Below are 12,701 nucleotides of genomic sequence, written 5' to 3' on the forward strand. Positions count from 1 at the left end.
GGGGCTCAGCAGATCAGCTGCCTCGGACACGGCACCGCGCAGTGCCGTCCCCGGCGTTGAGAACCACATCCGGTCCAGCAGCCGCAGCGCAGCATCACCGCATCCTCTCCCCGCCCCAGAAACCATAGTTCCCAGCATGCCGAGCCGATGCGCTGCCAACCAGCGGCGAAGGTCAGCTGTGGAAAACTACGCCCTGAGTCGGGTCGTGAGCCGGGCCCCCTACCCGGGGTAGGCCAGGTCGCGGATCTCGATATCGTAGTTAGGCTGCCACTGCGAACCCACCAGCGAAGAGTAGGCCGTCGATTCGCTTTCAGTACTGACATGGGTCTGGCCTTCACCTGCAGAGACATTCAGCAGGCCCAGCACAGGGTAAAGACTCTGCACCTCGCCGCTGCTGAGCTGAATCCGTTGGATATCCCGAGTCAGCTCCTCCACGCCTTGTTCCTGGGCCTCTCCGGGGCTGTAGGGGGACCAGGCCACCAGCTCATCGCCGGTGGATCCGCTCCAGCGCACCTCGGTCACGGCACTTTCGGACGGCAGCGGCACCGCCTGCCCCAGCGCTCGCGGTACTCCCTGCTCATCACGGATGACAGCGGCAATGTAGATGGTTGACTCGGTGGCATCATCCACCACCAGAACGGCACGCGTGCCATCCTGAGCGATCCGCAGCGATGTCACCCGCCGATCCTCCAGCAGGTCAGCGCTGATCTGGCGTGCTTCTCCGGCAGCAGGATCGTCAAAGGGCACGGTGTTGACCACGGTTTCTCCGTCGTCATGTGACACCGTCCAGGTCCAGCCGAAATTATCCATAGAGGGGCGCGTGAGGTCCTCGCCCTCCAGTACCAGCTCCGCTTCATCCTGTCCGGGGCGCACATGGTAGAGCGCATCACCGTCACCGTTGAGGAACGCGAAGGCATCGGCACCGGTCAGTTCGGACATGGCTGGGGACTGCGGCTCGAGTTCAGCAATATCCGGCAGCTGCGCGATCTGCTCAGTCACAGTGCCGCGCTGCAGGGCCAACTGATCATTCAGAACACCTACCTGGATATTGCTGACCTGTGGATGCGCCTGAAGATTCAGCTGCTGATCCTCCGGCAGCTCCTCCGGGTTGGGCAGCTCCAGCTCTTCCTGGTTCACGGTCAGCCTGACTTCCTCGATTCCGCCGACCTGTTCCAACGCCATCTCCATCTGACGCTGCATCAGCAGCAGATCAGACTGCGAGGCCCCCGCCAGTGCCGCAGGGTTCAGGTCCACATAAGCGACCTGCTCCTCCTCTGTGACGGTGGGACGCCCCAGTTCTGCACCACGCGGGAACGCGGACACCACGGCCTGATCAAGCCAGGGGGCCGGACCGGCCAGGATGCTGGTAGCAATGTCGCCCAGCAGGCTGGGCCTGGTGACGAACCAGCGCTGGTCCGGCACCGCATAATGCAGCTGCGGATCGAAGAAGTACTGCTCCACCGCGGTATGAGCCCGTTCGAACATCGTCTGGTCCAGGATCTTGCCCAGTCCCTCGGGAAGGGAGCTGATCCGCCATTCGCCGTCGACCTGTTCCAGCTCAAAAGTCTCACGGACAAACTCATCGGTGCGGAACATAATGCCGGTGGAGTCCACCCGGGAATCCACATTGAGCTCCATCTGGTACTCCCCCTCCCCGGCCGGCTGGTAATTCGGCGGGGTGGAGTAAATCATGGTCTGTTGTCCCGGAGACCATTCGCTGCGGGCTTCAGCAGTGAGGTACTGCCGCGCTACCGAATAGTCGTCTTGGGGACCAGCACCGGCCTGGATAAAGCCGTTGATGATCTCCTCAGGGGAGGCACCCGGTGAAGGCTCACTGGGGCTGTAGACATAGTTGAAGGCCACCACCTCCTCCGCCTCGGCTGCCTGGACCGGACCATCCGTGGGCAGTGTGGGCGCGCAGCCGCTGAGGACAAGACCCAGCAGGGCAAGGCAGGCCAGCAGGCCTGAACGCAGGCGGGGGGTCATGATGAATCCTCCTGCGGGTAGAGGGACTGCTCGTGCACTCTGTCGTGAGTGATCTCTCCGACGATGAAACCCTGGCTCTCCGCGGTAATGCGCTCACGGTCCTGCGGCCGGTACACCGGAGGCAGGGACAGCGGTGCCGCCCGGTAAGGCTGTCCCTGGTGACGGGGCAGCACAAGCCGGAAGCAAGAACCCTGCCCTTTCTGGCCCCAGGCGTCCAGACTTCCCTGGTGCAGCCGGGTGTCCTCAGTGGCGATTGACAGGCCAAGCCCGGAACCGCCGGTGGTACGTGCCCTGGCCGGATCAGCGCGCCAGAACCGGTCAAAGACGTGGGCTACCTCAGCAGGAGTCATCCCGATGCCGTGATCCCGCACCGCAACGCCTACTGAAGTGGGGCTGGCTGCAATAATCAGGTCCACCGGACGCCCCTCGGCATGCTCAATGGCGTTATTGATCAAGTTGCGCAGAATGCGGTCGATCCGTCGGCGGTCCACTTCGGCAATGAAGTCACCCTCGCCGGCAGCACTCTGTGCCGCAGCCGATTCCGGCTCCCGCTGCACCACAATGTTCATCTCCGCTCCGGCCTGTTCAGCCAGCGGGGCTGCGGCAATGAGCACCTCGCGGGCCAGCGAGAGCAGGTCTACATCGCTGATGGAGAGTTCAGCGGCGCCGGCGTCGAATCTGGACATCTCCAGCAGGTCCGCCAGCAGTGCCTGGAAGCGTTCCACCTGGTGGTGCAGCAGCTCAGTGGAGCGCTGGCTGATGGGGTCGAAGTCCTCGCGGGATTCATGCAGCATGCTCGCGGCCATGCTGATGGTGGTCAGCGGGGTGCGCAGCTCATGGGAGACATCGGAAACGAAGCGCTGCTGCATCTTGGAGAGATTCGCCAGCTGGGTGATCTGTTCCTGCAGAGTGGAGGCCATCCTGTTGAAGGACACTCCCAGACGGGCGATCTCATCCTCGCCCACCACTGCCAGCCGCTGTTCCAGCTGCCCCTCGGCGATTCGCTCGGAGACCTCCGCGGCGTAGGAGACCGGGCGCACCACAGTGCGGGTCACCCAGGCGGCGATGAGCATATTGAGCAGCAGCATGGCCGCTGCGGCGATGATGAAGATCCGGAAGACGAAGTTGATGTTCTCCTGCACCGAGGAGAAGTCATAGACGAAGAACAGCCCGTAGGACTGCCCGGCGATGCTGACATGCATGCCGAAGACGATGCCCGGTTCAGGCTGCCCGCCGCCTACAGGGATCCCCACCGGCTGCCAGAACTGGCTCTGCCTATCTGCCAGCACCGATTCACGCAGATCAGAGCCGATCACGCTCAGCGGCAGCGCTCCAGTGGAGGTATCGGCCATATAGGGCGAGGCGGTGTCCTCCAGCCCGATCAGAATGATGCCGCGGTGTTGCTGTGCGGCCGGGCCGCCCACATTGTCCAGCACCGCAATGGCAGCCTCTTCGGACTGCGGTTCCGAGAAGGAGAGCGATTCGTACTGATTGCGGGCATCCACCAGTGCGGTAGTAGCTTCAATCTGGACCTGCTCAAGCCGCTCCTGATAAAGCCCCGTGGTGACCTGCTGGACCAGGAAGTAGGTGATCAGACCGGTCCCCAAAACAGTGAAGAGGCCCGTATAGAACACGGCGCGGAACATCAGGGACTGCGCCCAGAGTTTTGGCAGCCGGCTCAGGCGCCGCCCCAGGGTCAGCAGCGGACGGCCGGAACCTTCCTCCGCTGCTGCGGTGCTCTGCTGACTGATAGCGGCGCTCCCCTATCCCCCGGCCTTGTAGCCGATGCCGCGAACGGTCTGAATGATCTCTGGGCTCTCCGGGTCCTTCTCCACCTTCGAACGCAGTCGCTGCACATGGACATTGACCAATCGGGTATCAGCCTGGTGACGGTAGCCCCAGACCTCCTCCAGCAGCATCTCGCGATTAAAGACCTGCCAGGGTTTCTTCGCCAAGGTGGAGAGCAGATCAAACTCAAGAGGAGTCAGCGAGATCTTGGAGTCTCCGCGGCGGACCTCATGACCAGCCACGTCGATGGTCAGATCCCCGATAGTCAGCGTTTCAGTCTCCGCCCGGCCAGGCTTATCCGAGGGGCGCAGCCGTGCCCGGACGCGGGCGATCAGCTCAGCAGGTTTAAACGGCTTGGGCACATAGTCATCTGCTCCAGCCTCCAGCCCGCGCACCACGTCGGCGGTATCCGACTTGGCGGTGAGCATGATGACCGGGGTATCGGCCTCATCACGGATCTCGCGGCAGACCTCAATACCGTCCTTGCCCGGCAGCATCAGGTCCAGCAGCACCAGATCAGGATCGGAGGAACGGAAAGCCTCCAACGCACCATCGCCGGTGGCGCAGAATGTCGGCTCAAAGCCGTCATTGCGCAGGACGATGCCAATCATCTCCGACAGCGCCTCGTCGTCGTCGACTACCAGGATCCTGGCTTTCATCCGGCTCCTCCCTGATTCCGCGGCTTGTCTCCCACGCAGCGACTGCCGCGGCGAATGCGTACGAATAAGCGAAGCCTATGCTCTCCGCTGACTCCCCAGGATATATGAGGCGATAGGCTAACGCGTGTGACCGCCGGAACTGCCTATCCCCTCAGAGCACTCTCCCAGGATGAGCTGTTCTCTGCGGCGTTCGCTGTGATCCGCCATGCGCCCCGAGCCGCACTGGGTCTGCCCTTCCTCGCCGGGGTCCTGAACTTCGCCGCCTCGCTGCTGGTGCTGACGTTCTTCGGCACCGACTCCTTCACCCGGCTGCTGACTGACCCTGCCGCCTTCGACGACGCCGAACTGGCGTGGGCAGCCATAGGCGACGGCGGAGTCATGCTGCTGATGACCATCTCCACCCTGCTGGGCAGCCTGCTGATGTCAGTCTCGTTGGGACTGCTGGTGATTCCCACGCTGCGTGCAGCCTACGGGCTGCCCACCACGCTGCGGCAGACAGTGCTCTTGCGTGCCCGGCAGCTGGGATGGCTGCTGCTCCACCTGGTGATTGTGGGGCTGCTGTTATCGGTCATCGGATTCATCGCCGTGGTCATCGGCGCGATCCTGGCGGGCCTGACGCTGTTTGTGGGGCTCATCGTGATTGTGCCGGGACTCTATTTGCTGCTGTGCTGGCTGACCGTGGCGTTCATGTACGGTCCGGTGGTGATCGTGAGCGAACGGCTTAATGCATTCGCCGCCATCGGCCGCTCTTTTTCGCTGAACCGCGGTATGTGGTGGCGCAATATCGCCGTGATCGCCTTGTTCTATCTCATTGTTGGAATCGCCATTATGCTGGCGTCGATGCCGGCGGCTCTGGCCTCCGGCCTGGGTGGGGAGATCGCCTGGCAGTCCGCAGAGGATTCCGGGGAGTCCCTGGGACTTCTGGTCCTTGCAGCAGGACATCTCTATGACAATGTGCTCAGCGCGTTGATGATGGCACTGGCCGGTGCCCTTGCTGCGGTGATGTACCTGAACTGCCGGATTCGCCAGGAAGCACTGGATGTCGCGCTGCTGCACGCGGGACAGACCCAGAGCGACGACGACGCCGCTACTGTCCTGCCCGGCTCGCCTGAACATCTGGCACGGTTCTTCACCCCGCGCTATTTAGACCCCCGCTATTTCGCCTCGCCATCTGCGGCCCCTGGGGCAGCTCCTGGAGGCTCACGGTGACCGGGAGCCTCACCTACACCGACGACCAGGGACGCCAGCTTCTGGAACGCGAGCTGGCCGATCCGCGCTACCAACGGGAATACAGCGGTCCGCTGCGCCAGGCACTGGACCGGTTCCTCAGTTGGCTCGGGGAGGCCAGCGTGGAGGTGGGGCCGGTGAATATCCCCTACGGGCCTATCATCGCTGCGGTTCTTGTCATCGGCGCCATCATTGTCTGCATCCTGGTAGTCCGGCCCCGGCTGCAGCGCTCGGGCACAGCAGAGCAGACCCTGAACATCGAAGAGAGCGTCACCGCAGAGCAGCTGCGGCTGCGCGCCGAGGACAGACGGCGAGCCGGAGACTTCGACGCGGCCTTCCGCGAGCTCTTCCGGGCTATGGTGCGCACCGGCGAGGAAAACGGCTTACGGGATCAGCGCGGCCGCACCGCCACCGAAGCAGCGGCGGACCTCGCCGCCTATTTCCCGGGCGGAACTGATGCACCTGCAGCGGAGACCGCGGCCATGGACGCCATGGGCGTACCGGCACTGGCCCCGGAGATTTTTCGTGCCGCGGAGAAGTTCAACCTTTCCCGCTACGGCGGGGTCCAGCTGGGCCACCGCGACTACGATCAGCTGCTGCGCCTGGATGCAGCCCTGATTACCGCGTATCGGCTGCGCAATGAGCATCCCGCCCAGAATGGGCAGTGGTCTCAGAATCGTTCCGACTCGGCTGCTCCGGGAGCGCAGGTGGCACCACGATGAGCGCTCCCGCAACCACTGTGGCCAGCACCGGTGCCGCCGCCCGCGCCGCTCTGGGGCGCTGGCAGTTCTGGATCGCGCTGCTGGTACTGGGAGCCATTGTTGCTGTGGCCATGCAGCTGACCAGCGACCGTGAGTCCCGGCCCTATGGTCTGCAGAACACCGATCTCAATGGCTATGCCGCTTTAGCGCAGGTACTTCAGCATGAGGGTGTCACACTCCACCAGGCTCCCAACGCTGCTGAAGCCCAGCGGTTGATGCAAGAACACCCGGAGGCTGGCGTCGTCGTACTCTCTGACGGCTTCACCCCTCCCGAGGCGTTCAGCGCCGCCCTGCGTCAGCGCGCTGCGCAGGAACAGACCGCGGTGGTCTGGATAGCGGAGAATACCTACCTGCTGGAAGAGATGCTGGCACTGGAGGGGATATGGTCTGCGCTGCCGATTCCCTCCGCAGCAACAGGCACCGCTGAGACGTTGTCCCCCGGACTGCACTGCCAGTTGGAGTTCGCCCGCAGCGCCGGAAGCCTGCAGGCACGGGGCGAAACGCTGAGCGCCCCGGAAGGATGCTTCCCCATCTGGGAGGGCGAAGCCGGTGGCGAGTACGCGCTGGTCCCCACCGACCATGGGATTGCCTTCGCTGCACCTGAGGCCTTCACCAATCGGCACATCACTGCCGAAGGCAATGCCGCGGTAGGCCTGGGCCTCTTCCGCGCAGCAGCAGCTGGGACCGTGGTCTCGGAGTCAACCGCCCCGCAGGACGGCGATTTTGCCTCCGCACAGAACAGTTCGAGCCAGCTGATCTGGTACACCCCAGGTGCGGCTGAACTTCTTGACGTCCAGCAATGGAGTTCGCCCTGGGATTTCCTGCCCCGGTGGTTCTGGCCGCTGGCTGGCTGGTTATTGCTGGGGACCGTTGTGGGCGCGGTTGCCTACGGACGGCGCTACGGACCGGTGGTCACCGAGCCGCTGCCTGTGGAGGTCCCGGCATCTGAGGCCGCCGAGGGCCGTGCACGGATGTACAGCCACAGCGGTGCCGTCACCGCCGCCGCTGCAGTACTACGCAACGCTGCGCTGCTGAAGCTCGCCAGACTGCTGCGCCTGGGTCGCCACCCTGCGGCGCAGATTGTGGCCGAATCAGCAGCCAGACATACCGGACGCCCAGAGGTGGAAGTCACTGCCCTGCTGCAGCAGCAGCGTCCGGCCAACCACCGCGAGCTAGTGTCCTATGCTCAGGCTCTGCAGACCCTTGATCATGAGGTGCGCGTGCAGCTGGGTCTGTGCCGCGCCGATGAACCCAGTGATGCCAGCACAACAATGAAGGAGCACGATGAGCAGCGATGATCTGCGCGGCAAGCTGACCGCAGTCCGAGAAGAAGTGGCCAAGGCCGTCGTCGGACAGGATGCTGCGGTCAGCAGTGTGATCATCGGGCTGTTGGTGCGCGGCCACGTGCTGCTGGAAGGCGTGCCCGGTGTGGCCAAGACCCTGTTGGTGCGCGCCATTTCCGCCTCCCTGAGCTTGGATACTGCCCGTGTGCAGTTCACCCCGGATCTGATGCCCGGCGATGTCACCGGCTCCCTGGTCTATGACTCCCGCACCGGGGACTTCAGCTTCCGCGAGGGGCCGGTCTTCACGAATTTGCTGCTGGCCGATGAGATCAACCGCACCCCGCCCAAGACCCAAGCCTCACTGCTGGAGGCGATGGAAGAGCGCCAGGTCTCTGTAGACGGTATCGGCCGCCGGCTGCCGGACCCGTTCCTGGTAGCTGCCACCCAGAACCCGGTGGAGTATGAAGGCACCTACCCGCTGCCAGAAGCCCAGCTTGACCGTTTCCTGCTGAAGGTCACCCTGGCGCTGCCAGCCCGTGAGGATGAGATCGAAGTCATCCGCCGCCACGCTGCCGGCTTCAACCCCTCGGATCTGGCAGCCGCCGGTGTCCGCGCGGTGGCAGGCGCCTCGGATATCATCGCCGCCCGGCAGGCAGTGGGCCAGGTGAGTATTGCTCCCGAGGTCGTCGGCTACATCGTGGACATCGCCCGGGCCACCCGGCAGGCGCCGAGCTTCCAGCTGGGAGTCTCCCCGCGCGGTGCCACCGCACTGATGAACGCCTCCAAGGCCTGGGCCTGGCTCTCCGGCCGTGAATACGTCACCCCGGATGATGTGAAGGCGCTCGCCGTACCTGCGCTGCGTCACCGGGTCTCGCTGACCCCCGAGGCCGCCATGGACGGTGCCGGGGCTGATGATGTCCTGCAGGGCATCCTGGCCTCCACCGCGGTGCCGCGCTGATAGCTGCCCAGGATTTGCCGAGAACCTCATGATCTTCACACCTCGCCTGCTGTGGGTGACGCTGGGACTGGTCTTAGCCGTCGTCGTACTTCCCGGTCTCTTCTGGCTGTGGATGGTGCTGCTGGCGGCACTGATCCTGGCTGACGTGCTGCTTGCCGGCTCCCCCCGGCGGCTGAGGGTTGTCCGTGAACCGGTGGGACCGCTGCGCAGCTCAGAGACCACGACGGCGGGTACCCGGGTGGAAAACTCAGGCTCACGGGCGGTGCGCGGCTGGGTCAAGGACGGCTGGCAGCCCACCGCCGGGGCCGAGGATGGCTTGCAGCGGCTGCAGGTACCGGCCGGGGGTGCCATCACCGTGCAGGTCCGGCTGACCCCGAAACGGCGCGGTGACCTGCGCAGTGAGCACATCACTATCCGGTCAATAGGGCCGATGGGCTTAGCAGGCCGACAGGTGGTGCATCATGTGGCTCATGAGCTGCGGGTGCTGCCGGAGTTCCGTTCCCGCCGGCATCTGCCCTCGAAGCTGCGCAGACTGCGTGAGCTTGACGGCACTACGGCAGTGCAGCTGCGCGGAGCCGGCACTGAGTTCGACTCGCTGCGCGACTATGTGCGCGGTGATGATGTGCGCTCCATCGACTGGCGCGCCACGGCACGGCGGCAGGATGGTGCCGGCGGACATCTTGTGGTGCGCACTTGGCGGCCCGAGCGGGACCGCCGGGTGATCCTGTGCTTAGACGCTTCTCGCACCTCGGCGGCCCGGGTGGAGGATGAGCCTCGGCTCAATGCCGGAATCGAGGCGGCTCTGCTGCTGGGAGCTTTGGCCTCCTCAGCCGGTGATCGAGTGGACTTCATGGCCTTCCAGCGTCAGCTGGTAGCGCGCGCCTCATCCTCAGAGCGCGGGGACTTCCTCAATCTGATGGCCACGTCGATGGCGCCGGTGGAGCCGGTACTGGTGGAGGCAGATTTCTCGCAGCTGCCGGCTCAGGTCGCCTCGGTCAGTTCACACCGTTCCCTGGTTGTGGTGCTGACCGCGCTGGATTCGGCCTCTCTGCAGGAAGGGCTGCTGCCGGTGCTGCCGGCGCTGACCGCCAAGCACCGAGTGGTGGTGGCCTCAGTGCAGGATCCGGAGCTGCAGCGCCGTGGGCAGCAGCGCGGTACGGCAGCGCAGGTGTACCGGGCCGCGGCAGCGGAGCGGACTCTGATCGAGCACCGGACTGTTGCCGCGGAGCTTTCGGCCATGGGCGTTGAGGTGGTGGAAGCGGCACCTGAGGAGCTGCCGCCGGCGTTGGCCGATGCCTACATCAGGCTGAAGGCCACCGGGAAGCTCTGAGACGCGGGGAACCCTGCCGGGGAAGCCCTGTGCTGCGTTCGGTCACGCATTCTGCCGCTACTTTCGGCGGTACATCGCTCCGGGGGACCGAAACTACGGTGAAAACGCGTGACCGAACAGGGCTGGGAGCCGCGCGGGTCTAGTGGCGCGTACCTGGCGGGCGGGCCGCTGAGACTCGCAGCAGTTGAGTGGTCGCTTTGTCTCTTATAACGCCGGGTTTTGGCCCGGTTTGGCGGACATACTGACCACTGAAGTCTGGGAATGTCGCTGCCGCCGTCGTCGTTATGCCCTGAAGTTTCCCCAGCGGGTCTTCATCTCAGCGCATCTGAAGCGCCTGCTGAGAGGATCAGTGTGAGTGAGCCGACGTCGGCTCGTATTGTCCCCGCTGGGGTTGAGTCCGTACCGTAGAAAGCAGCTATGAAAGTCCTTGCAGCAATGTCAGGCGGCGTTGATTCCGCCGTCGCCGCCGCGCGCGCCGTGGATGCTGGCCATGAAGTGGTCGGCGTACACCTGGCGCTCTCACGCATGCCCGGAACACTACGGACCGGCTCACGCGGCTGCTGCACCATTGAGGACTCCTCTGATGCGTGGCGGGCCTGCGAGAAGCTGGGCATCCCGTTCTACGTATGGGACTTCTCCGAGCGTTTCAAGGCCGATGTGGTGGATGACTTCATTTCCGAATACGCCGCTGGCCGCACCCCGAACCCCTGTATGCGCTGCAACGAGAAGATCAAGTTCGAGGCGCTGCTGGACAAGGCCATCGCACTGGGTTTTGACGCGGTGGCTACCGGTCACTACGCCAAGATCATCGAGACCGAGAACGGCCGGGAGCTGCACCGTGCCGCCACCTGGACCAAGGATCAGTCCTATGTGCTGGGTGTGCTCAACGAACAGCAGCTGGCGCACTGCTACTTCCCGCTGGGAGACACTCCCTCGAAGGATCTGGTGCGCGCTGAGGCCGCTGAGCGCGGGCTGTCCGTGGCGCAGAAGCCGGATTCCCACGACATCTGCTTCATCCCCGACGGCGACACCCGCGGCTGGCTGGCCGAGCAGATCGAGCTGAAGAACGGCCCGATCCTTGACGCGGAGGGCAACCAGATCGGCGAACACGAGGGCGCGGAGGCCTACACCGTGGGCCAGCGCCGCGGTTTGAAACTGGGCCGGCCCGCCCCTGATGGCAAGCCGCGCTTCGTGCTGGAGATCCGCCCCAAGGACAACACTGTGGTGGCTGGCCCACAGGAGCTGCTGGAGATCGACCGAATCACCGGCATCCGGCTGTCCTGGGCCGGTAAGCCGGTGCCCGAGGCCGCCACCGGCGAGTGGTTCGAGATCCAACTGCAGATCCGTGCCCATGCAGATCCGGTGCCCGCCCGGGCTCGTGTGGAAGCCCCCGAACCAGCCGAGGACCCAGGTCCCGCAGAGGAAGCAGCTCATTCAGAGGGCGACGGCGACGCCGCGGCCGCCCCCACCCTGGTGGTGGAGCTGCAGGATCCGCTCAAGGGAGTTGCCCCCGGTCAGACCGCGGTGATGTACCAGGACACCCGGGTCCTGGGCCAGGCCACGATCGACACCGCGCGCTCCCGCAACTACCAGCCCGCCTGAGCTGTCCCGAGCAGTTCGACCCGGGTTTCGGCGATGTGGTGATGCACCCCTGATTCCGTTCTGCAACACACTTGTGACCGCATTCTGAGGCTGTGTTCAGCTGCCCCTCCAACGCTGGAAGATGGCACTGGACCCGACCGCAGAGGACTACCACGATGCAGTACGGAACGGCTCATAAGCCAGCCCGCAGACTCTCCGCAGCGGCCGCATTGGGTACCGCGGCACTGCTGGCACTCAGCGCATGCGCCCCCGATCAGGAGGGCGAACCCGCTCCGACCGCAACAGATCAGGACCAGGCGACGCCGTCTACTCCGGAGCCCACCGACACCGAGGATGAGGCGACCGATACCCCCGAAACCGACGACGGCGCCACCGGCACCGGCACCGAAGGGCCCCCAGCGGATACGACCGAGACAGCAGCAGCTCCCGAGCCCGAGCTGCCCATCGGCGGCACTGACCGCGTAGATGATGCCGATCTGCCGGGAGAATCGGCTGAGACTTACTTCTCCCGCGAGGGCGAGGCGGTCGGCGTCGTCGGCACCGCCGGGCCGTTGCCGGTACTTGCGGTGCCCACACTCGAGGGTGAGATGGATGAAATGGTCGGCGAAGTGTTTGCCACCGATACGGTGCTGCTGGGGGGTCGCGAACGCTTCGTGCCGGAATCAGAGCAGAGCTGGATCGAGATCCAGCTGGCTGACGGCTATGGGTGGGTGCAGGCCGGACACCTCTATTACTTCGGCGAGCATGAGGACATCACCGATCAGTACACCGATCAGGTCTCAGCCTCCGCAGATCCTGAAGAACTGGCACTGCAGGTAGCAGAACTGCACACCGCGGACTGGGGTGAAGAGGGCCAAGCCGAGGGCGGCCCGGATGTGGAGATCGTTAATAACCCCGATTTTGTGGACGTGGATTACTACATCGTTGATGCCACCGGAATGATGGATGATTCAGTCGCCGGGGACCGTCTGTTCGTCACTGTGGAAGAGAGCGATGCAGGCTATGAGCTCTCCCAGGTGGAGCGGACGGTGCTGTGCATGCGCGGAGTCAGCGACGATGGTCTCTGCATGTGAGCCGCAGAACTAGATGCTGGCAGCTCAGCCGCTA

General features: G+C 64.5%; 10 protein-coding genes. 7 read left to right on the forward strand and 3 right to left on the reverse strand.

Annotated elements, in window-relative coordinates; translation table 11 throughout:
* Positions 1 to 219: 219 nt before the first annotated feature.
* The 3 genes from ABEA23_RS00820 to mtrA are packed head-to-tail and all read right to left on the reverse strand — an operon-like array spanning position 220 to position 4,433.
* Positions 220 to 1,986: an LpqB family beta-propeller domain-containing protein gene (locus ABEA23_RS00820; protein WP_345476234.1), complete on the reverse strand. Its 1,767-nt coding sequence runs from the start codon at positions 1,984 to 1,986 to the stop codon at positions 220 to 222.
* Positions 1,983 to 3,737, reverse strand: coding sequence for an MtrAB system histidine kinase MtrB (gene mtrB / locus ABEA23_RS00825; protein WP_425577077.1), 1,755 nt, complete (start codon positions 3,735 to 3,737; stop codon positions 1,983 to 1,985). Before mtrB ends, ABEA23_RS00820 begins: the two co-directional genes overlap by 4 nt.
* Positions 3,738 to 3,749: 12 nt before the next feature.
* On the reverse strand, positions 3,750 to 4,433 hold the full coding sequence (gene mtrA, locus ABEA23_RS00830) for an MtrAB system response regulator MtrA (RefSeq protein ID WP_044494098.1): 684 nt from the start codon (positions 4,431 to 4,433) through the stop codon (positions 3,750 to 3,752).
* A 126-nt stretch (positions 4,434 to 4,559) separates the two neighbouring features.
* On the opposite strand from mtrA, the gene ABEA23_RS00835 reads away from it, so the two are divergent.
* The 7 genes from ABEA23_RS00835 to ABEA23_RS00865 all read left to right on the forward strand — a co-directional run bounded on the left by ABEA23_RS00835 (position 4,560) and on the right by ABEA23_RS00865 (position 12,667).
* On the forward strand, positions 4,560 to 5,642 hold the full coding sequence (locus ABEA23_RS00835) for a V-type ATP synthase subunit I domain-containing protein (protein WP_345476236.1): 1,083 nt from the start codon (positions 4,560 to 4,562) through the stop codon (positions 5,640 to 5,642).
* Complete coding sequence (locus ABEA23_RS00840) at positions 5,639 to 6,382, forward strand: DUF4129 domain-containing protein (RefSeq protein WP_345476237.1); 744 nt, start codon at positions 5,639 to 5,641, stop codon at positions 6,380 to 6,382. Before ABEA23_RS00835 ends, ABEA23_RS00840 begins: the two co-directional genes overlap by 4 nt.
* The gene (locus ABEA23_RS00845) at positions 6,379 to 7,719 is read left to right on the forward strand and encodes a DUF4350 domain-containing protein (RefSeq protein WP_345476238.1); all 1,341 of its coding nucleotides are present in this window, start codon (positions 6,379 to 6,381) and stop codon (positions 7,717 to 7,719) included. Before ABEA23_RS00840 ends, ABEA23_RS00845 begins: the two co-directional genes overlap by 4 nt.
* A complete protein-coding gene (locus ABEA23_RS00850; protein WP_345476239.1) occupies positions 7,706 to 8,662 on the forward strand; it encodes an AAA family ATPase in 957 nt (318 codons plus the stop codon). The genes ABEA23_RS00845 and ABEA23_RS00850 overlap by 14 nt, the downstream gene beginning before the upstream one ends.
* A 28-nt stretch (positions 8,663 to 8,690) precedes the next feature.
* Positions 8,691 to 9,992 carry a DUF58 domain-containing protein gene (locus ABEA23_RS00855; RefSeq protein ID WP_345476240.1) on the forward strand — a complete coding sequence of 434 codons (1,302 nt, stop codon included), beginning with the start codon at positions 8,691 to 8,693 and terminating at the stop codon, positions 9,990 to 9,992.
* A gap of 417 nt (positions 9,993 to 10,409) precedes the next feature.
* Positions 10,410 to 11,594: a tRNA 2-thiouridine(34) synthase MnmA gene (gene mnmA, locus ABEA23_RS00860; RefSeq protein WP_345476241.1), complete on the forward strand. Its 1,185-nt coding sequence runs from the start codon at positions 10,410 to 10,412 to the stop codon at positions 11,592 to 11,594.
* A 155-nt stretch (positions 11,595 to 11,749) separates the two neighbouring features.
* Complete coding sequence (locus ABEA23_RS00865) at positions 11,750 to 12,667, forward strand: hypothetical protein (protein WP_345476242.1); 918 nt, start codon at positions 11,750 to 11,752, stop codon at positions 12,665 to 12,667.
* The last annotated feature ends 34 nt before the right edge of the window (positions 12,668 to 12,701 follow it).

The sequence above is a fragment of the Nesterenkonia rhizosphaerae genome, from assembly GCF_039544555.1.
Lineage (GTDB): Bacteria > Actinomycetota > Actinomycetes > Actinomycetales > Micrococcaceae > Nesterenkonia > Nesterenkonia rhizosphaerae.

Excerpts from the sequence above, each read along its gene's own strand:
- ABEA23_RS00820 (WP_345476234.1), bottom strand. The coding sequence starts at position 1,986 with ATGACCCCCCGCCTGCGTTCAGGCCTGCTGGCCTGCCTTGCCCTGCTG.
- mtrA (WP_044494098.1), bottom strand. The coding sequence starts at position 4,433 with ATGAAAGCCAGGATCCTGGTAGTCGACGACGACGAGGCGCTGTCGGAG.
- ABEA23_RS00845 (WP_345476238.1), top strand. The coding sequence starts at position 6,379 with ATGAGCGCTCCCGCAACCACTGTGGCCAGCACCGGTGCCGCCGCCCGC.
- ABEA23_RS00850 (WP_345476239.1), top strand. The coding sequence starts at position 7,706 with ATGAGCAGCGATGATCTGCGCGGCAAGCTGACCGCAGTCCGAGAAGAA.
- ABEA23_RS00855 (WP_345476240.1), top strand. The coding sequence starts at position 8,691 with ATGATCTTCACACCTCGCCTGCTGTGGGTGACGCTGGGACTGGTCTTA.
- mnmA (WP_345476241.1), top strand. The coding sequence starts at position 10,410 with ATGAAAGTCCTTGCAGCAATGTCAGGCGGCGTTGATTCCGCCGTCGCC.
- ABEA23_RS00865 (WP_345476242.1), top strand. The coding sequence starts at position 11,750 with ATGCAGTACGGAACGGCTCATAAGCCAGCCCGCAGACTCTCCGCAGCG.